This window comes from Comamonas odontotermitis (assembly GCF_040396735.1).
Classification (GTDB): Bacteria; Pseudomonadota; Gammaproteobacteria; order Burkholderiales; family Burkholderiaceae_C; genus Comamonas; species Comamonas odontotermitis_C.
In genome coordinates, this window is sequence record NZ_JBEBNZ010000002.1 from 331,521 (window position 1) to 350,288 (window position 18,768).

Annotated in this window: 16 protein-coding genes; 11 read left to right on the plus strand and 5 right to left on the minus strand. The window is 60.5% G+C overall.

Features of this window, described 5'->3' with window-relative positions:
• Positions 1–74 precede the first annotated feature (74 nt).
• The 7 genes from ACH2DG_RS03890 to ACH2DG_RS03920 all read left to right on the plus strand — a co-directional run bounded on the left by ACH2DG_RS03890 (position 75) and on the right by ACH2DG_RS03920 (position 9,019).
• Entirely contained in the window at positions 75–935 is an 861-nt protein-coding gene (locus ACH2DG_RS03890) for a 3',5'-nucleoside bisphosphate phosphatase (protein ID WP_395024381.1), read from the plus strand.
• 82 nt (positions 936–1,017) lie between these two features.
• A complete protein-coding gene (locus tag ACH2DG_RS03895) occupies positions 1,018–1,653 on the plus strand; it encodes an L-threonylcarbamoyladenylate synthase (RefSeq protein WP_395024382.1) in 636 nt (211 codons plus the stop codon).
• A gap of 202 nt (positions 1,654–1,855) precedes the next feature.
• On the plus strand, positions 1,856–2,479 hold the full coding sequence (locus ACH2DG_RS03900) for a site-2 protease family protein (protein ID WP_395024411.1): 624 nt from the start codon (positions 1,856–1,858) through the stop codon (positions 2,477–2,479).
• 145 nt (positions 2,480–2,624) lie between these two features.
• On the plus strand, positions 2,625–3,917 hold the full coding sequence (locus ACH2DG_RS03905; protein WP_395024383.1) for a tryptophan--tRNA ligase: 1,293 nt from the start codon (positions 2,625–2,627) through the stop codon (positions 3,915–3,917).
• A gap of 156 nt (positions 3,918–4,073) precedes the next feature.
• Positions 4,074–4,784: a response regulator transcription factor gene (locus ACH2DG_RS03910; RefSeq protein ID WP_395024384.1), complete on the plus strand. Its 711-nt coding sequence runs from the start codon at positions 4,074–4,076 to the stop codon at positions 4,782–4,784.
• Between the two features lie 115 nt (positions 4,785–4,899).
• Entirely contained in the window at positions 4,900–6,615 is a 1,716-nt protein-coding gene (locus tag ACH2DG_RS03915; RefSeq protein WP_395024385.1) for a FecR domain-containing protein, read from the plus strand.
• Positions 6,616–6,667: 52 nt separating this feature from the next.
• A complete protein-coding gene (locus ACH2DG_RS03920) occupies positions 6,668–9,019 on the plus strand; it encodes a CHASE2 domain-containing protein (RefSeq protein WP_395024386.1) in 2,352 nt (783 codons plus the stop codon).
• Positions 9,020–9,147: 128 nt separating this feature from the next.
• On the opposite strand, the gene ACH2DG_RS03925 is transcribed toward ACH2DG_RS03920, so the two are convergent.
• The 5 genes from ACH2DG_RS03925 to ACH2DG_RS03945 all read right to left on the minus strand — a co-directional run bounded on the left by ACH2DG_RS03925 (position 9,148) and on the right by ACH2DG_RS03945 (position 14,567).
• Positions 9,148–10,389: an MFS transporter gene (locus tag ACH2DG_RS03925; protein WP_395024387.1), complete on the minus strand. Its 1,242-nt coding sequence runs from the start codon at positions 10,387–10,389 to the stop codon at positions 9,148–9,150.
• Between the two features lie 163 nt (positions 10,390–10,552).
• Positions 10,553–11,800 (minus strand): radical SAM family heme chaperone HemW, encoded by a 1,248-nt coding sequence (hemW, locus tag ACH2DG_RS03930; protein WP_395024388.1) that lies wholly within the window; start codon positions 11,798–11,800, stop codon positions 10,553–10,555.
• A 124-nt stretch (positions 11,801–11,924) separates the two neighbouring features.
• On the minus strand, positions 11,925–12,560 hold the full coding sequence (locus tag ACH2DG_RS03935; protein WP_395024389.1) for a non-canonical purine NTP pyrophosphatase: 636 nt from the start codon (positions 12,558–12,560) through the stop codon (positions 11,925–11,927).
• Positions 12,561–12,747: 187 nt separating this feature from the next.
• Positions 12,748–13,569, minus strand: coding sequence for a PP2C family protein-serine/threonine phosphatase (locus tag ACH2DG_RS03940; RefSeq protein WP_395024390.1), 822 nt, complete (start codon positions 13,567–13,569; stop codon positions 12,748–12,750).
• Positions 13,566–14,567 (minus strand): serine/threonine-protein kinase, encoded by a 1,002-nt coding sequence (locus ACH2DG_RS03945; RefSeq protein WP_224151605.1) that lies wholly within the window; start codon positions 14,565–14,567, stop codon positions 13,566–13,568. The genes ACH2DG_RS03940 and ACH2DG_RS03945 overlap by 4 nt, the downstream gene beginning before the upstream one ends.
• 87 nt (positions 14,568–14,654) lie before the next feature.
• Between ACH2DG_RS03945 and ACH2DG_RS03950 the strand changes: the two genes are divergently transcribed.
• The 4 genes from ACH2DG_RS03950 (at position 14,655) to ACH2DG_RS03965 (ending at position 18,760) form a co-directional block, all read left to right on the plus strand.
• Positions 14,655–15,551, plus strand: a complete 897-nt coding sequence (locus ACH2DG_RS03950; RefSeq protein WP_395024391.1) for a YicC/YloC family endoribonuclease — start codon at positions 14,655–14,657, stop codon at positions 15,549–15,551.
• 22 nt (positions 15,552–15,573) lie between these two features.
• A complete protein-coding gene (gene gmk / locus ACH2DG_RS03955; RefSeq protein WP_224151604.1) occupies positions 15,574–16,212 on the plus strand; it encodes a guanylate kinase in 639 nt (212 codons plus the stop codon).
• Complete coding sequence (rpoZ, locus tag ACH2DG_RS03960; protein ID WP_184709130.1) at positions 16,212–16,415, plus strand: DNA-directed RNA polymerase subunit omega; 204 nt, start codon at positions 16,212–16,214, stop codon at positions 16,413–16,415. The genes gmk and rpoZ overlap by 1 nt, the downstream gene beginning before the upstream one ends.
• Positions 16,416–16,582: 167 nt before the next feature.
• Entirely contained in the window at positions 16,583–18,760 is a 2,178-nt protein-coding gene (locus ACH2DG_RS03965; RefSeq protein ID WP_395024412.1) for a RelA/SpoT family protein, read from the plus strand.
• Positions 18,761–18,768 lie beyond the last annotated feature (8 nt).

Consider the following 18,768-nt stretch of genomic DNA (forward strand, 5'->3'; position numbering starts at 1 on the left):
AGGCACCAGGCCCAACCTGACCGGGCTTTGGGAATCCAGAAGCGCCTGTCTGCCTGCACGCCTACAATGTACCGGTGCCTTCTACCCTCAACGCCGACCTGCATTGCCATTCCACCTTCTCCGACGGAACCTTGACGCCGGAGCAACTGGCAGCGCGCGCCCGCGAGCGCGGGGTGCAATTGTGGGCACTGACCGACCATGATGAGGTCAGCGGTCTGGCCCGGGCGCAGCAAGCGGCAGGCGACGCAGGCCTTGCCTTCCTGACTGGTGTGGAAATCTCGGTCACCTTCATCGAAACCACCGTGCACATTGTCGGCCTGGGTTTTGATGCAGACAACGCCGCGCTGCAGGCGGGGCTGGCCCGCACCCGGGGCGGCCGCGAGCAGCGCGCACGCGAAATGGCGGCAGGTCTTGCCCAGGCGGGTATTGCAGGTGCATTCGAAGGCGCTTTGCGCTACGTAGGCAACCCCGATCTGATCTCGCGCACGCATTTTGCGCGCTTTCTGGTCGATGCCAGGGTCTGCCGCGATACGAACGAAGTCTTTCGCAGCTATCTGGTGGAAGGCAAGCCCGGCTTCGTGCCGCACCGCTGGGCCCGGCTGCACGATGCCGTCCGCTGGATCGTGGACGCCGGCGGCATGGCCGTGCTGGCCCACCCCGCGCGCTACCGGCTGAATGCCACCGAGGAGTATGTGCTGTTCTCCGAGTTCAAACAGCATGGCGGCCAAGGCGTGGAAGTGGTCACTGGCAGCCACTTTCCTCACGAATACGGCAGCTACGCCGACAAGGCCCGCGAATTTGGCCTGTACGCCTCGCGCGGCTCGGATTTCCACAGCCCGGCAGAGTCGAGCACCGACTTTGGCTCCCTCCCTCCATTGCCCACCGGCGTGACACCCGTGTGGGATGCGCTGCAAGCGCGTATCATCCGTCCATGAAATGCAGCTGTTGTGCTTGCACATCAAATGCCAACAGCTATCAAGATAAGAGCAAAAACAATCCCCCACCCGGAGTACCACCATGGCCCAGTACTTTGAAGTTCACCCCGACAATCCCCAGCCGCGCCTGCTCAAGCAGGCTGCGGCCATGCTCAAGGACGGAGGCATTCTGGCCGTGCCCACCGATTCCAGCTACGCCTTTGTCTGCCAACTGGATAACAAGCAGGTGGTCGACCGGCTGCGCCGCATCCGCCAGATCGATGAGAAGCGCATGCTCACGCTGCTGTGCAGCGACCTCTCGCAACTGGCCAGCTACGCCATGGTGGACAACCACCAGTTCCGCATCCTCAAACTCGGCACGCCCGGCCCCTACACCTTCATCCTGGATGCCACCAAGGAGGTTCCGCGCCGCATCAGCCACCCGTCCCGCAAGACGATCGGCCTGCGCGTGCCCGACCGCAAGGGCCTGCTGATGCTTCTGGAACTGCACGGCGAGCCCTTGCTCTCGACCACCTTGATCCCGCCCGGCGAAACCGAGCCCCTGAACGATCCGCAGGAAATCCGTGAACGCTTTGAATCGCAGATCGAACTGGTGGTGGACGCCGGTCCCTGCCCGCTGGAGCCCACGACCATCGTCGATCTGACCCCCATGGGCACTGGTGGTACCCCGGTTGTGGTGCGCGAAGGGCGAGGCCCGCTTGCGCAGCTTGGACTGTGAGATACTTTTATAAGAAATGGGCTGCCAGCGCACAGCCAGTGCGCGCGGGAACTTTTATTTTGATAGCGTTTCTATTGGTTTTGCCAGCCAAGGGGCCATTTTCAGCCTGATAGGCTAGACTGCCTCGGTTGCTGCACCGCAACACATCGTACAACCTTGTGACCATCGTCCTGTGAATCCTGAACTGATCCAAAACGTCTTGATGTATGCGCTGCCCGTGCTGTTTTCCATCACGTTGCACGAAGCCGCGCATGGCTATGTGGCTCGCCATTTCGGCGACAACACTGCCGCGATGCTCGGGCGCATCACGCTCAACCCGATCAAGCACATCGACCCGATCGGCACCATCGTCATGCCGCTGGCACTGTATTTCATGACGTCTGGCGCCTTTGTGTTCGGCTATGCCAAGCCTGTGCCGGTGGCCTTTGGCAATCTGCGAAACCCCAAGCGCGACATGATCTGGGTCGCGCTGGCCGGCCCGGCCACCAACTTCATACAGGCTCTGCTCTGGGCGGTGGTGCTGGGTGTTCTGGCCATCACCGGACTGCACGAGCCGTTCTTCCTGGGCATGGCCAAGGCCGGTATCGCGGTCAATCTGGTGATGTGGGCGTTCAATCTGTTCCCGCTGCCTCCTCTGGATGGGGGCCGGGTGCTGGTCGGGCTGCTTCCCTACCGGCAGGCCGAGGCTGTTTCCCGGATCGAGCCCTATGGCTTTTTCATTGTGATGGGGCTGGTGGTCGCCGGCGTCATCAGCGCCATCTGGATGCGTCCGCTGATGTCGGTCGGCTACGCGATCGTGGATACCATCCTGAAGCTTTTTCTATAGACCGGCTAGCATGGCAACTGCACACTACCATTGCGCCTCGCCATGGGTGCTCGGACGATAGTGCTACATTGCATCTCGCCGTTGATATCTCTGGGCACAGACGCACAAAGCCTGTGCCCCGGTTTATTTCCCCAATAACAGAACCATGCAAAAAACCCGTTTCCTCACCGGCATCACCCCATCGGGCACTCCCCATCTGGGTAACTATGCCGGCATGATGCGCCCGGCCATTGCCGCCAGCCGCGCCAAGGATGTCGAGAATTTCTACTTTCTGGCCGACTACCATGCCCTGATCAAGTGCCAGGACCCTGAACGCGTCAATCGCTCGACCCTGGAGATTGCAGCCAGCTGGCTCGCCGCCGGACTGGATCCCGAGCATGTGACCTTCTACCGCCAGTCGGACATCCCTCAGATCCCCGAGCTGACCTGGTTTCTGACCTGCGTGACCGGCAAAGGCCTGCTCAACCGCGCCCATGCCTACAAGGCCTCGCAGGACAAGAACCACGAAGCAGGCAAGGACAGTGATGACGGCGTGACGGCAGGCCTCTTCATGTATCCCGTGCTGATGGGTGCCGACATTCTGGCCTTCAATGCCAACAAGGTGCCCGTGGGCCGCGACCAGATCCAGCACATCGAGATGGCGCGCGACATGGCATCGAGCTTCAACCATCTGTATGGCGAATTCTTCACGCTGCCAGAGGCTGCGGTCGATGAACAGGTAGCCACCCTGGCAGGCCTGGATGGCCGCAAGATGAGCAAGAGCTACGACAACACGATTCCGCTGTTCTCGACACAGGCACAGCTCAAAAAGCTGATCGGCTCGATCGTCACCGATTCACGGCCACCGGGCGAGCCCAAGGATGTGGAAGGATCAGCCTTGTTCCAGATCTACCAGGCCTTTGCCAGTGATGAGGAAACCGCGGCTCTGCGCCAGGCCTATGCCGATGGCATTGCCTGGGGCGATGCCAAGACCATGCTGTTTGAATGCGTGGATCGCGAGATTGCCCCCTTGCGCGAGCGCTACAACGACCTGATGGCCCATCCGCAGGAGGTAGAGGCCATCTTGCTGCAAGGCGCGGAGAAAGCCCGTGCCTACTCTCAGCCGCTCTTGCACAGGCTGCGCAGCGCTGTTGGTTTGAGGCCACTGACCGTGGCGACCACCGCTACCGCGGCCAAGGCCAGCACCAGGGCTGCGGCAGCTTCCTTCAAGCAGTACCGTGAAAAGAATGGCAAGTTCTATTTCAAGCTGGTGCGCGCGGACGGCGCCATACTGCTGCAGAGCCAGGCATTTGATGCACCACGCGATGCAGGTGTGATGATCGCCCAGTTGCAATCGCAACCAGAAGCCTTGGGCCAGATTATGGACAACGTGCAATTGGGCGACAGTTTTTCGCTTTCTGACGTGCAATTGGCTCTAAAAGAGATAGCGGAAAGTTGATTAGCTGCCTATACTTCAAATGCAACGAAATGTTGTAACACTTGAATGGGCGAAGGCCAGTTCGTTATTTGTACGAGTTCGGGTAGGTGATTGGATTTGCCTTTAAGATGGTTTATCTTATAAAGGCAAACTATTAAGTTTTGGGAGAGAGCTACTATGAGGATTGTGGCGCTGGATGATGATCTGGTGGTGTTGGATATGCTCTCCAAAACCATGGAGGCGGAAGGCCACGCCTGTACGACCCATACCACTGGCGCGTCTTTGATGAAAGACATGCGCCGCGAAACCTACGACCTGCTGATTCTGGACTGGCAACTGCCCGATACGTCCGGTCCCGTGGTGGTACGCTGGATCCGTGACAATGTCAGCCAGGAATTGCCGGTGCTGTTCATCACCAGCCGACAAGGTGAAGCCGACATTGTCGAAGGTCTGGAATCGGGCGCGGATGACTTCATGGTCAAGCCCCTGCGTGTTGCCGAATTGGTGGCGCGCGTACGTGCACTGTTGCGCCGCGCCTACCCTGCCGCCACCAAGGGCACCATGGAGTTTGGCCGTTACCGCTTCATGTCGGATTCACGCACGCTTGAAGTCGATGGCAAGCAGGTGGAACTGAAGAACCGCGAGTACGATCTGGCGCTGTTCCTGTTCCAGAACATGGGACGCCTGCTCTCACGCGACCATCTGCGCGAAATCATCTGGGGCCAGAATTCGGATGTGATCTCTCGCTCGCTGGACACCCATGTATCGCGCCTGCGCACATTGCTTGATCTGCGCCCGGAAAATGGTTACGTGATCAACGCTGTCTACGGTGTGGGTTACCGTTTTGAAGCGGTCAAGCCGCAGGCTGAGGCCGCGCCGACGAATTGAGCTGCCAAGCCATGCACGCCTGCCGGCCAACCCACCCCAGGGGGTGCGTTGGCCGTCTTGCCGCTATGGCACTGTCAGATGTGTGCCGCCTACCTGCGGCACAGAAGGATTTTTGATGCTTACAAACCTGCACGTGATGCTGCCCGTTTCGCTGCTGATAGCCCTGGGAGTGCTGCTGCCCCGCGCGGCTGGCGCGGCGTCGGCCGACCAGTTGCCGGATATCCAGCACCGGGTGCAGCCCGGTGACACCCTGGAAGGCGTGGCCAAGCGCTACCTCAAGGATCCGCAGCAGTGGCGTGCACTGGGAGAGCTCAACCAGGTCAGATACCCCACCCGCCTGCCTGTCGGCTCCACCATCGTCATACCGGCACGCCTGGTCGGCTACCAGGACGTGATTGCAGAGCATGTCCAGGGTGATGCGCAGTTACGCTCGCCCTACGTTGGCAAGGACACGGGTTGGCAGCGGCTCGTCCAGGGTGCCGTATTGACCGAAGGCGATGAACTGAAGGTGGAGCCCGGCAGCTTTGTCACGCTGAAATTCGCCGATGGCAGCTCGGTGCGCATCAACGAGAAATCGGAGCTGAAACTCAGTGAGGTGCGCAAGAATGGCCGCACCCAGGAGCAGCAATCGGTCGTGGACCTGAACAAGGGAGGAATCGAGTCACAGGTCACGCCCACCATCGAGCAACGCCGCAAGCGCAAGTTCGAGATCAAGACGCCCATGGCGACCACCAGTGTGCGCGGTACCGTATTCTCGGTCAGCATTTCCGATTCCGGCCAGGCGATCACCGCCGTCGACCGGGGTGTGGTTGCGGTAGCCGGCAGCGCTGCTGTGCGCGAAACCGCCGTCAAGGCCGGCAGTGGCGTCTCCGTCCAGAACAATGGCCGTGTGGGCTCTGTGGTGGATCAACTCGCAGCACCCAGCCTGCAGGACAACCCTGCGGTGTTTGAAGATGCCGACTTTCTGACCATCCAGCTCGGTGCCGTGGCCCAGGCTCGTCAGTACCAGGTGAATCTCGCGCGTGATGCCGACATGCAGCAGGTTGTGCGCAGCCAGCGCTTTGATACGCCCGTCGCCAAATTTCAGGCAGTCGAGGACGGCAGCTACTATGTCACTGCCCGCGCGGTCGATGACCAGCAGATACCTGGCAGACCTGCCCTACAGGCCATCAAGGTCAAGGCAACGCCCGTTCCCCCTCTGTATTCCAGCCCCGCCCCCGGCGGGCTGATCGGCATCAGCGATGGCACGCTGACTTGCACCGAGGGTGGCAAGGACATCATCGGCTATCGCATTCAGGTGGCAGACAGTACCGATTTTTCCCGGCCACTGACGGACAGCGGCGTGGTAGCTGAATGCCAATCTGCCATTGCCAAGCTGGCAGCCGGCAGCTATTACTGGCGTGCCGCCAGCGTGCGCAAGGCCGCCGATGGCAGCCAGGACCAGGGACCCTTCTCCAAACCTCAGGCCTTCAAGGCGGGCACCAACCCTGCATCCCTGAGCGCAGATGCACTCAGCCCCGGTAATATGGACATGCCCTATCAGTTGCAGTTGTTCTGGACCGGAGAAGCCGGGCAGAAATACAACCTGCAACTGGCACGCAATGAGCAGTTCGACGCCCCCATCAGCACCGTGCAGTTGGATCAGCCGCGCTGGGTCTCCGACGAGCTTGCCCCGGGCGACTACTTCGTGCGCATCCAGGTGCTGGATCCTTCGGGACTCAAAAGCCGTTACTCCGCCGCGCGCAAGCTGACCGTGGAATCCGCCATCACCACCAACGATGGCACCATGCTCAAATCCGACGACGGCAAGCCGGTGCAAAGCCCGCGCTGATCGATCTGCCCGCCAGCGGGCATCGTCTCCAACGCAATCACGCCGCCCTACCGTGAACCGCGACCCTTTGCTGACCCGAACCCAGTTGCGCTGGCTGGAATGGCTGGTGCTGGCTGCCATTTTGCTGGCCTGTGTGGCCTGGGCCAGCCTGCGCGGCCAGCCGCGTGCGGTCAACGCAATGGTGCAAGACCTCGCTGGCTGGGTGAGCGCGCCCTCCGCGCGCGAAGATATCGTCATCGTCGCCATTGACGACGCAAGCTTGCAAAGCGTGGGCCGCTGGCCATGGCGGCGCGCGATTCTCGCCCAGCTGCTGCGAGACATCGAGGCGCAAAAGCCTGCCGCCCTTGGCGTTGACGTACTGTTCAGCGAGCCGGACCGGGTGTATCCCCAGGACGACCTGTTGCTGGCCGATGCCATCCGCAATGCAGGCAATGTCGTGCTGCCCGTGGACTGGCGCATGGCTGACGTGGACATCGGTGCCGAGCTGCCGATTGCCAACCTGCGCAGCGCGGCAAGCGAATTGGGCCATGTCAATGTCAGCGTGGACGAAGATGGCGTGATTCGCCGCTATTTTGCCGCCCAGGGTGAAGACACGGGCCCCTGGCCACACTTCGGTATCGCCATGCTGTGCGCGGCTGGACGCAGCCACCCCCTCTGCCGGGGTGTGCAAGCCCCCCGGCCCGGAGACGCCTGGGTACAGCAGTCTCCAGAAGTCTTCAATTTTGCCCGTGGTGCCGAACCCTATCGCCTGTACTCTGCGGAAACAGTGCTGACCGGCCGCGTTCCATCCAATGCGTTCACTGGCAAGTACGTGCTGCTGGGTGCCACCGCTTCGGGTCTTGGCGATTACTTTGCCAGTCCCGCACGCCCTTCCTCACGCCATATCGCCGGGGTGGAGCTGATCGCCCATGCGCTGGATTCACAGCTCTCCGGCCGGCACGTGACTCCAGCCTCTGCCGCCACTGATGCCGTGGTCAATGTCGGCATCATCCTGCTGGCGCTGGCTGCCATTGCCGTGCTGGGCCCGATGGCCGGCTTGGCCATGCAGCTGGCCCTGGCGGTGGGGGCGCTGCTGCTGAGCTTTGCACTGCGCAACTGGGCAGGTGTGCAGCTCGCACCTGCTGCGGCGCTGATGGGTCTGGTCGTCATCTACCCCATCTGGAGTTGGAGGCGCCTGAGTGCGGCAGCCTCCTTTCTGCAGCAGGAAATGGTCACTCTGCGCGAGGCGCTCGAAAACACCGGTGCGCCGCAGCGCAATGCTGCACTGGTGGACGATTTTCTGGACAGGCGCATCAAGGCCGTCGAGACCGCCACCAGCACCTTGCGCCAGATGCATGGCTTCGTCCGCGACACCCTGCGCCAGATCCCTTCGCCCACCTTTGCGATTGATCCGCAGGGCATGGTCAGCCTCCACAACCAGGCAGCCGACCAATACATGCAGACGCTGGGCATCCCCCCGCAAGGGCTGATCCCGATCCGCACCGTACTGCAGGGCTTACGCATCAAATCCACCGGACAGGAGCTGTGGTTTGCGACGCCTGAACAACTGGGAGCCCTGCCTGCCGAGAGTGAAGTGATCGACCGCCAGCAGCGGCCCTGGCTGCTTCTGGCCGAGGCGTTTCGCGCACCTGCGCCCGATGGCTGGCTCCTGATGCTGGTGGACATGACCGAGCTGCACAAGGCCATGGAACAGCGCGACCAGGCGCTGCGCTTCATCTCCCACGATTTCCGCTCGCCGCAGGCCTCCATCATCACCTTGCTGGAGATGTACCAGGAGTTCCCTGGCCAGATGACCGAAGCCGACCTGCACCACAAGATCGGCCGCCTGGCCAACCAGTCGCTGGAAATGGCGGAGAGCTTCGTGCAACTGGCCTCTGCCCAGTCGCAAAGCCTGCAGCGAAGGCCGGTGCATCTGGACATCCTGCTGCAGGAGGCCATCGATGACTGCTGGGCCAAGGCAACCGAGAAAAGGCTGCAGGTGCGCTACGCGCCTCGCCGCCTGGAAGCCACCGACACCGAAATCATCACCCTGGGTGACCGTTCGCTGCTGCACCGCTGCCTGGTGAACCTGATCACCAATGCCATCAAATACAGCCCCGCCGGCGGCCTGATCGAGGCCAATGTGACTGCAGAGCATGGCTATTGGGTGGTGCATATCCAGGACCATGGATACGGCATGAACGAAGAACAGCTGACACGCCTGTTCCAGCCCTTTCAGCGCTTTCACCAGAACAGCCAGCCGCACATTGCCGGTATTGGCCTGGGGCTGACCTTTGTTCAGACCGTGGTGCAACGCCACCAGGGTTTTGTATCGGTCACCAGCATCGAAGGCGAGGGCTCATGCTTCAGCGTGCACCTGCCCATGAATGGCGGGGATGACTCCGCATTGCCGCCAGCCCCATGAAACATGGCGAGGCCGTCACGGCACACTGCGCACGGCTGCCGATTGTCAGTACGGTCTCCGCCTGAACGTGGCGGGCTGGATGGTACCCACTCCTTATCAATAGCGCGGTGGCAGCTTTCCACTGCCGCTCAATGCAATTCCTTGCCCTTGAGTTCAGGCACCAGAAACATGGTTGCGAATGCATCCAGTACATAGATGGCCGCCAGCAGTGCAATCGCCATCTGGAATGAATATTGCGAGGCAATCGCACCAATCACCACCGGCCCCAGGCCTCCTACGGCCCGGCCGAGGTTGAAGAGTACGTTCTGCGCCGTTGCACGCGCCTCGGTTGGGTAGGCTTCGCTCATCAGTGCACCAAAGCCCCCCATCATGCCATTGACGAACATGCCCATCAGCGCGCCCGCCCAGAGCATGGTGATCGGATCGTTCAACTGCGAGTACACCAGCACCATGGCGGCGGCACCCGCCTGAAACAGCAGAAAGCTCGGCTTGCGCCCGATGCGGTCGGCCAGTTGGCCGAAGATCCAGATGCCGGCCATCATTCCCAGGATGGTGACAGCCGTCCACATGGCGGACTTGGTCAGATTGAAGCCCAGTTTGTTCGCCAGAAAGCCCGGCATCCAGATCATGATGCCGTAGTAGCCGAAATTCTGTACCGAGGTGAGCACCACGATGCCCGCGCTGATCTTGGTGGTAGCGCGGTCTTTCACCAAGAGCTTGAAGCATTGCAGCGCAGAGGGCTTCTTCTCACGGCTGCGCACAAACACTTCCGGCTCATGCAGGCGGTTGCGGATGAACCACGCCACAAATGCCGGAATCACGCCCACCAGGAACATGCCGCGCCAGCCAATGTGCGGCAGCAGCAGCGGCGTGAGCAGCGCTGCGCCCAACACGCCCACCTGCCAGCCCAGCGCCACATACGACGATACCCGGGCACGGTAGCGCGCAGGCCAGGCCTCGGCCGCCAGTGCCATGCCAATGCCAAACTCGCCGCCCAAGCCGATGCCGGCCAGCGTGCGATAGACCAGCAGGTCCCAGTAGCCTTGCGCAAATGCGCACAGGCCGGTGAACACGGCAAACATCACAATGGTCCAGGTCAGCACGCGGATGCGTCCAAACCGGTCGCTGAGCGCGCCAAAGACAATGCCGCCCACGACGGCACCAATCAAGGTCCATGTCACCAAGGCACCCGCTTGTGCGGTCGACAGGCCCAGGTCTTCCCGGATGGCACCCAGCATGAAACCCAGAATCAACAGATCAAACCCATCCATCGCATAACCGACCGCCGATCCGGCCAGCGCTTTCCACCCATAGCCATTGACGGTCGTGGGCGACTGGATGGTGGATGGCTGTGATGCGGAAGAGGACATGGGCGGCTTTGGTAGTGCGGAAAGAAAACGCGCACAAAAAATGCCGCACAAGGCGGCATGGTTTGACGCGGAGCGTGATTTTGCGCTTTATCTATACGCTCTGCGTAGTAATCAAAAAATCACACATTGACTACTCGGTAAAAATTGACTGCCGAACGCCCACTCAATCGGCCAGAAACAGCTCTTGCAGGTCGCTCAGGAAATCAAAGCCCCGCTCGGTAGGCCGCACGCGGGCCCAATCGCGGGTGATCAGCCCCTTGGCTTCGGCGCGCTGCAAGGCCTTGTCGATGCTGCTGAGCGGCAGGCCGGTGCGGTCCAGGTAGTCCTGCAGTGCAAAGCCTTCGCGCAGGCGCAGCGCATTGAGCATGTACTCGAACGGCAAGTCGGCACGCTTCACATCTTCGTCCTGCGCCAGTGCATTGCCTTGCAAGGCAGCGTCCATGTAGCGGGCCGGATCGCGCAGGCGCACCTGCCGCACCACACGGTGGGCAAAGCTCAATTTGCTGTGCGCGCCAGCGCCAATACCCAGGTAATCGCCAAACGACCAGTAGTTGCTGTTGTGCACACAGGTGTGGCCCGGCTTGGCATAGGCTGACACTTCGTAGCGCTGCATGCCTGCGATAGCCGTCCGCTCGGTGATCTGGTCGAGCATGGCATAGGCCTCGTCGTCCTCCGGAATGGTCGGCGGGTATTTGGCGAAATAGGTGTTGGGCTCGATGGTCAGGTGGTAGATCGAGATGTGCGGCGGCGCAAAGCTGAGTGCCACATCGAGATCGCGCTGCAGATCGGCGGCAGTCTGCCCCGGAAGGGCGTACATGATGTCGAGGTTGAAGGTATCGAAGCTGCTGGCAGCTTCCGCCACGGCAGCCAGCGCCTGGGCACTGTCGTGCACCCGGCCCAGCGCCTGCAGGTACCGGTTGTCAAAACTTTGCACGCCAATCGACAGTCGCGTGATGCCTGCGGCACGGAAGGCCTTGAAGCGATCCTTCTCGAAGGTGCCGGGATTGGCTTCCATGGTGATCTCACACCCGGCATCGACCCGCAGGCGTGCGCGAATGGCCGAGATCAACCGGTCGATCACCGCTGGTGAGAACAGGCTTGGGGTGCCCCCGCCCAGAAAAATGCTGTGCACGCTGCGTCCCCAGATCAGCGGCAGCGCCTGCTCCAGATCCGCAATCACGGCATCGATATAGCGGTCTTCGGGCACGCCGGCCTGGCCATCCCGCGCTTCGTGCGAGTTGAAATCGCAGTAGGGACACTTCTTGAGGCACCAGGGCAAGTGCACGTACAACGACAGAGGCGGCAAGCTGGCCAGTTGCAGAGTGCCCGGGCGCATGTAGTACTGCACGTCTTTTGGAGCTGCAACCTCTACGTTCTGCGCGCTGATAGCTATCGTTTTTGAATCCACCATATCACTTACCTCTTACCCGCGCACCATGGAACCGCCGCAACACATCCGTGCAATCGCGGCACGGGCCGCTCCCTCCGATTCGGGCCGCATGGCATGCTGCGCTCGCTCAGGAGGTATCCCTGCGTCACGCCTTGGCCGCTGCGTGCACCACTGCGCTGCCGGCCAGCCAGCTCTCACGCACCAGCTCCATCATCAGGCGCGACGAACGGCCACGGTGGCTGTGAGCGTGCTTGACCTCGGGCGTCATCTGCGCAAAGGTCTTTCCCAGTTCAGGAATGAGCAGCACCGGATCAAAGCCAAAACCGCCATCGCCCATCGGCTGCTGCGCGATCAGTGCCGCCACACGGCCCACCGCCACAAGGGGCTCGGGGTCCTTGGGGTGGCGCACAGCGACCAGGGTGCTCACCATGGCTGCGCGGCGGTCGGTCACGTCCTGCATCTGCTCCAGCAGGGCCCGTACATTGTTGGCGTCGCTTTTCTCGTAGCCGAACTGGGTGCAGTAGTACGCCGTATCCACGCCAGGCAAGCCGCCAAAGGCGGCCACGCACAGACCGGCATCGTCGGCAATCGCAGGCAGGCCAGTGCGCTCTGACGCAAAGCGGGCCTTGGTCAAGGCATTTTCCAGGAAAGTGCCATAGGGCTCGGGCGCCTCACCATCCATCAATGCGCCCTGCGGCACCAATTTCACACCCAGGGGGTGGAACATAGCCTGCAGCTCGGCGAGCTTGCCCTGGTTGTTGGATGCAAGTACGATTTTCATGGTCAAAATGGCCTCTGGCGCCTGCTGATCAAGCGCCATTCGCTATCTTTTTAAGAGTAGACAAACAACAAGGCGGCCTGAATGACCGCCTTGATGCTGGATGGGACAGAACCGCATTATCGGCCGATGACGAAAACGCAGCATGCCGCGGGACTTCCGGCCACCGCCTCGGCACACGCTCCGTCTCTCAGGGCGTGGGCGGCTTGTCACCGCCCGTCTCTGCAGCCGGGCTGGGCGGCGTCGCCGCAGGCGCTTCTTCATTGATGAACCGCTCGGCACCGGGCATTTCCCACTCCAGCGCCACCGCAGTGACGTTGTCGCTGCTGGCGCCAGCCTTGCGCAGTGCTGCGTCGATCAGATCAGGAACGGCACGCGAAACCGACTTGTTACCCAACTCGCGGGCAATCACCGTTTCGGACACGCTGCTCCACAACCCGTCGGAACACAGCATGATGCGATCGCTGCGATGCAGCTCGGTGGGCCCTGCCACATCGAAAAACGGCCGGGAAGGGCTGCCCAGGCAGGTGAACAGCACATTGCGGTTGAAGCGATCCGGGTTGACGCTGGTGACGCCGGAACCGCGCAGCTCCATGTACGAATGGTCACGCGTGCGCGCCATCACCTTGGCGCCGCGCACCATGTACAGCCGTGAGTCGCCGCAGTGCACCCACCAGACATTGCCGTCCTGGACCACCGAAGCCACCAGTGTGGTGCGCGGTGGGTCTTCCATATTGTTCGCAATGGCGTACTTGAGGATGTTGTGATGTGCCGACAGCAGCGCGTTTTCGAGGAATTCCGCCGGGTCTTCGAGCTTGGGGCGCGCCAGACGCTGGAAATCCAGCGAAACCGTCTGCAATGCCAACTGAGCAGCAACCTCGCCTTCGGGATGACCGCCCATGCCATCGGCAACGACAAACAGACAGGACTCCTTGGTGTAGCTGTACCCCATCCTGTCTTCGTTCTTTTCCCGACCACCCTTGCGACTGAGCTGGAAGACCGAGAACTTCATTTGGTGGAGCTCCCCGCACGCGCCTGGATATTTTTCTTGGTATCGCTTACCAGCGAGTCAATCGACATACGAACTTTCTCGGAAACCGTCAGCTTGGTGTAGCGGCGCTCGTCCTCCCGCGCCAGCTCCTTCTGCAGCAGAAACACCGACTGCGGGCGCGCCTGGGGATCCAGCGCCATGCACCACTCCACCAGTTCGATCAGATTGTCGGAATAGACACCGCGCACTTTCGACAGCGCAAGTCCCAGTCGGTCCTTCTCCTGTCGTTTGGGCGCATCATTGGGCGGAATGCCTTGCATGCAGGCATAGATGCACGCACCAATCGCATAGATATCAGTCCATGGCCCCAACGGCGTATCCCGGCGGTACATCTCGGGCGCAGCAAAGCCGGGGGTGTACATGGGGCGGACAAAATTGCCCTCCTTGCTGAGCACTTCGCGCGCGGCGCCAAAGTCGATCATCAAGGCCTTGTTGTCGTCGGTGATGAAGATGTTGGCGGGCTTGATGTCCAGATGCAGCATCTTGTGCTGGTGCACGATGCGCAGGCCGCGCAGCACTTCGTCAAACAGCGAGCGGATCGTCGACTCGCGGAAGACCTTGGCCTCCTTCAGGTCGCGCGCGGTCACGATGAAATCCTGCAGGGTGGCACCCTCCAGGTAGTTCATGACCATGTAGACGGTCTCGTTCTCGCGGAAGAAGTTGTAGACGCTGACCACCGAGGGATGGGAGATTTGCGCGAGCGCCCGTCCCTCTTCGAAAAAACTCTTGAGGCCCAGACGGTACAGCGACAGTTTTTCGGGCTCTACCGTGGGCGCCAGGGCGCCAGGCTCACGCGAGGCAAGGCTGGAAGGCAGATATTCCTTGATGGCCACCTGCTGGCCATCAGGCGCCAAAGCCAGATAGACAACCCCGAACCCCCCCGACGATATGCGCCGCACGATACGGTATCCACCGATGACGGTATTGGTGGGTAACGGCGCTGGCTTTGCTTTTGACATAGTTAGATGAACAACGCAGGTATATGAGAAGCCTGATAATGAGCGCGATTGCAAGCAACCCCATACAGTCCTATGCCAGTTTACAGCATGACAGGCTATGCCTCTGTCCAGCAAAGCATCCCACCGGCCGGTGGCGACAATGCTCCCTCTCTCTGGCGCGTCGGACTGGAAATTCGCTCGGTTAACAGCCGTTTTCTCGATTTATCTTTCAAGCTTCCGGAAGATCTCAGAAGCTGCGAACCACAGTTACGCTCTCTTGTCGATAATAGTCTGAAGCGCGGCAAGGTGGAAGTGCGGGTTCTGGTCGTCAGTGAACAAGCGTCAAACATTCCGGTGGCTTCTGCACGCCTGCTGCAGCAATTGGGCAGCTTCCAGGATACGGTCACCGCATGGATGCCCAGCGCCCAGCCGTTCACCGTGGCAGAAGTGTTGCGTTTAAGCGGCACCGGTAGCTCCGACCTGCCCGACAACTGGGCCGAGTCCGTTGCCGATGTTTGCAAGCAGGCACTCAAAGCCTTGCTGGACGCCCGCCAGCGTGAAGGCAAACGTCTCACTGCAATGCTGCAGGACCGGGTCGACCAGCTCAGGGCCCTGGCCGAAAAGGCCGAGCCGCTGGTTCCTGAACTCGTCAGACAGCAGAAGGACCGTTTTCTGGAACGCTGGAAGGACGCGATGGCGCTGACCGAAGGCAGCGTATCGCCCGAAGCAGCCCAGGATCGCGCCCTGACCGAAGCCACCTCCTTTGCCATCCGCATCGACGTCGCCGAAGAAATCACCCGTCTGCGCTCGCACCTCGAAGAAATCACCCGCCTGCTGGGCAAGGGTGGCGACATCGGCAAGCGCCTGGATTTTCTGATCCAGGAACTGCACCGCGAGGCCAACACGCTGGGCTCCAAATCAGCTGCTTTGGAGCTGACACGCATCAGCGTGGACATGAAGGTGCTGATCGAGCAGATGCGCGAGCAGGTACAGAACATCGAATAAAAACAAAAAGCTATTCACCACCATGGATTACCCAGGAAATCTCTTTGTCGTGTCGGCCCCCAGCGGGGCCGGCAAATCATCGCTGGTCAAGGCCCTGCTGGAACTCGACTCCCAGGTCTACCGCTCCATCTCGCACACCACGCGCGCACCACGCGGGCAGGAAAAGCATGGTCGCGAGTACTACTTTGCATCACGCGAAGATTTCGAAAAAATGATCGCGGGCAACGCTTTCGTGGAATGGGCCAATGTGCATGGCAACATGTACGGCACTGCCAAAAAGGCCATCGAGGAGCGCCTGGCCAAAGGCGCCGACATCGTGCTGGAGATCGACTACCAGGGCGCCCTGCAGATCAAGGAAAGCTTTCCGCATGCCGTGCTGATCTTCATCCTGCCGCCCAGCTGGGATGAGCTGCGCTCGCGCCTGGAGAACCGGGGCGAAGACACGTCGGAAGTTATCGAAGTGCGCCTCAAGAATGCCCACCAGGAAATGTCTCAGGTCGACAAATTCGACTTCGTTATAATCAACGAGTTATTTGAACGCGCACTGTTCGATCTGAAAGCTGTTGTTCATTCGCAACGGCTGCGTTTTTTGTGCCAGCGCCGCGCCCGTGCCGAAATATTCTCGTCACTCAACATATCCGACAGCCTGGAGAACTCCTGATGGCCCGCATCACCGTAGAAGATTGCCTCGAAAAAGTCCCTAATCGCTTCCAGCTCGTGCTTGCGGCCACCTACCGCGCCCGCATGCTCAGCCAAGGCCACACCCCCAAGATCGACAGCCGCAACAAGCCGGCAGTCACTGCCTTGCGCGAAATCGCAGCAGGCAAGGTCGGTCTGGAGATGCTGAAGAAAGTTCCGGGTTAAATCCTCGTACCTTCACGCGCAATGGCACCGAATATCGGTGCCATTTTTCTTGTTATTCACACAAGTTTGTCATCGCACGCTACAGTAAAGGCGTGAAGTCCGTGTCCATCTCCACCCCTCCCGTTCAATCTTCTGGTACTTCCGCTACCGCCGCAGCCAAGCCTGCCATGTCCTACCCGGTAGTCGTGAGTGCCTATGCCGCATTCCTGGAAAAGCTTGATTACCTGAAAGATGCCGATCTGGCGCGGGTGGAAGAAGCCTTTGAATTTGCAGCGGTTGCGCACTCCGGCCAGTTCCGCAGCAGCGGTGATCCTTACATCACCCATCCCATTGCGGTTGCCGAGATCTGCGCCACCTGGAAACTGGACGCCGAAGCCCTGATGGCCGCGCTGATGCACGACGCCATGGAGGACTGCGGCGTCACCCGCGACGATATCGCCCGGCAGTTTGGCGATACGGTGGCAGAGTTGGTCGATGGTCTCACCAAGCTGGACAAACTGCACTTCAATTCGCGCGAGGAAAATCAGGCCGAATCCTTCCGCAAAATGCTGCTCGCCATGGCGCGCGACGTTCGCGTGATTCTCGTCAAGCTGGCCGACCGAACCCACAATATGCGCACCATGTCGGACATGCCGCGCAGCAAATGGGGACGCATTTCCACCGAAACCATGGAAATCCATGTGCCCATTGCCAACCGGCTGGGTATCAATCGCGTCTACCGGGAGCTTCAGGACCTGGCCTTCAAGCACCTGTATCCATGGCGCCATGACACCCTGGTCAAAGCGCTGGGCCGCTCGCGCAACCGCCGCAAGGAAGTGGTACAGAAAATCCACGCAGAGGTGGACGCATCCTTCGCCAAATCCGGCATCAAGATTCGCCTGGGCAACCAGGAAAAGACGCTGTACTCCATCTACAAGAAGATGGATGCCAAGCATTTATCGTTTGCGCAGGTGACCGATTCATATGCCGTACGCGTCATCGTTCCCAATCTGATCGACTGCTATACGGCGCTGGGCGTGCTGCACCAGGTTTTCCGTCCTGTGCCATCCAAGTTCCGCGATTACATCGCCAATCCCAAATCCAACGGCTACCAGTCGCTCCATACCACCCTGGTTGGCCCTTCGGGCGTGAGCATGGATTTCCAGATTCGCACCGAGGACATGAACCTGGTGGACGAAAACGGTGTGCTCACGCACTGGATGATCCAGGCTCGCGCCTCTGGCAGCGGCGAGCAGTTGGGCACCAAATGGGTACAGTCGCTGCTCGATATCCAGGACGAAACCCGCGATGCGCACGAGTTCTGGGACAATGTGCGCGTGGACCTGTTCCCCGACTCGGTCTATGTGTTCACTCCCAAAAACCAGATGCTGACCTTGCCGCGCGGCGCCACGGTGCTGGATTTTGCCTATGCCATCCACAGCAATGTGGGGGAACACACATCTGGTGCACGCATCAACAATGAGCAGGTTCCCCTGAGCACCGTGCTCAAAAGCGGCGACATCGTTGAAGTCACCACTTCACCTGAGGCCGTGCCTCACCCCTCCTGGCTCACCATCGTGCGCACGGGGCGCGCCAAATCCAAGATTCGCTATTACCTCAAGACCCAGGGACAAAGTGAAACGGCAGTCCTGGGAGAGCGCCTGCTGCTGCAGGCTCTGCGTGCTGAAGGCATTTCACAGCTGCCCGAGGCAAAAGCAGCCTGGGATGGACTGCTGGAGCGATTGGGCGCGCGCAACAAGTCAGAGCTGTTCAGCGACATTGGCCAGGGCAAGCGCATTGCGGTGTTCGCAGCCAAGCAAATGGTGGAGCTGCTCGCAGAACAGGGCATGCGTCCCGACGCCGTGCTGCTGACCCAGGAGCGCTATAAAAACAAGAGTTCCTCCGTCACCAGTGCCGTTGTTCTCGATGGCGGCAACAACGCTGCAGTCAAATACGCCAAATGCTGCCGCCCGGTACCTGGAGACAGTGTTGCAGGCTATCTGGATCGCAATGCAGGCCTGATCGTTCACAACAGTGACTGCGCGGTCTGCAAGAAGTTGCTGAGCAAGGACGCAGAGCGCTTTGTCGAAGTGGAATGGGCCGACGAGCCCAAAGGCGACTTCGAAACCGGCGTCGTTGTCACCATCATCAATGGCAAGGGAGTCCTGGGAAAGATCGCAGCGGAAATTGCCGCGCTGGGCTCTGACATCACCCATATCACCATGGACGACGAAGTCGCCATGAACACCACGGAGCTGAAGTTTGTGCTGGTAGTGAGAGATCGCCAGCAGGTGGAGCATATGCTGCGTCAGCTCGTCAAGCTATCCTATGTATCGCGAGCCTATCGCATACTGCCGGCAGCCTGAATACCATT

What these genes read in the sequence shown, in the direction of transcription:
- ACH2DG_RS03935 (WP_395024389.1), bottom strand. Translation starts at nt 12,560, where the DNA reads ATGAAAATCGTACTTGCATCCAACAACCAGGGCAAGCTCGCCGAGCTG.
- ACH2DG_RS03915 (WP_395024385.1), top strand. Translation starts at nt 4,900, where the DNA reads ATGCTTACAAACCTGCACGTGATGCTGCCCGTTTCGCTGCTGATAGCC.
- rpoZ (WP_184709130.1), top strand. Translation starts at nt 16,212, where the DNA reads ATGGCCCGCATCACCGTAGAAGATTGCCTCGAAAAAGTCCCTAATCGC.
- ACH2DG_RS03905 (WP_395024383.1), top strand. Translation starts at nt 2,625, where the DNA reads ATGCAAAAAACCCGTTTCCTCACCGGCATCACCCCATCGGGCACTCCC.
- ACH2DG_RS03895 (WP_395024382.1), top strand. Translation starts at nt 1,018, where the DNA reads ATGGCCCAGTACTTTGAAGTTCACCCCGACAATCCCCAGCCGCGCCTG.
- ACH2DG_RS03965 (WP_395024412.1), top strand. Translation starts at nt 16,583, where the DNA reads ATGTCCTACCCGGTAGTCGTGAGTGCCTATGCCGCATTCCTGGAAAAG.
- ACH2DG_RS03940 (WP_395024390.1), bottom strand. Translation starts at nt 13,569, where the DNA reads ATGAAGTTCTCGGTCTTCCAGCTCAGTCGCAAGGGTGGTCGGGAAAAG.
- ACH2DG_RS03910 (WP_395024384.1), top strand. Translation starts at nt 4,074, where the DNA reads ATGAGGATTGTGGCGCTGGATGATGATCTGGTGGTGTTGGATATGCTC.
- ACH2DG_RS03925 (WP_395024387.1), bottom strand. Translation starts at nt 10,389, where the DNA reads ATGTCCTCTTCCGCATCACAGCCATCCACCATCCAGTCGCCCACGACC.
- ACH2DG_RS03945 (WP_224151605.1), bottom strand. Translation starts at nt 14,567, where the DNA reads ATGTCAAAAGCAAAGCCAGCGCCGTTACCCACCAATACCGTCATCGGT.
- ACH2DG_RS03900 (WP_395024411.1), top strand. Translation starts at nt 1,856, where the DNA reads ATGTATGCGCTGCCCGTGCTGTTTTCCATCACGTTGCACGAAGCCGCG.
- gmk (WP_224151604.1), top strand. Translation starts at nt 15,574, where the DNA reads ATGGATTACCCAGGAAATCTCTTTGTCGTGTCGGCCCCCAGCGGGGCC.
- ACH2DG_RS03950 (WP_395024391.1), top strand. Translation starts at nt 14,655, where the DNA reads ATGACAGGCTATGCCTCTGTCCAGCAAAGCATCCCACCGGCCGGTGGC.
- hemW (WP_395024388.1), bottom strand. Translation starts at nt 11,800, where the DNA reads ATGGTGGATTCAAAAACGATAGCTATCAGCGCGCAGAACGTAGAGGTT.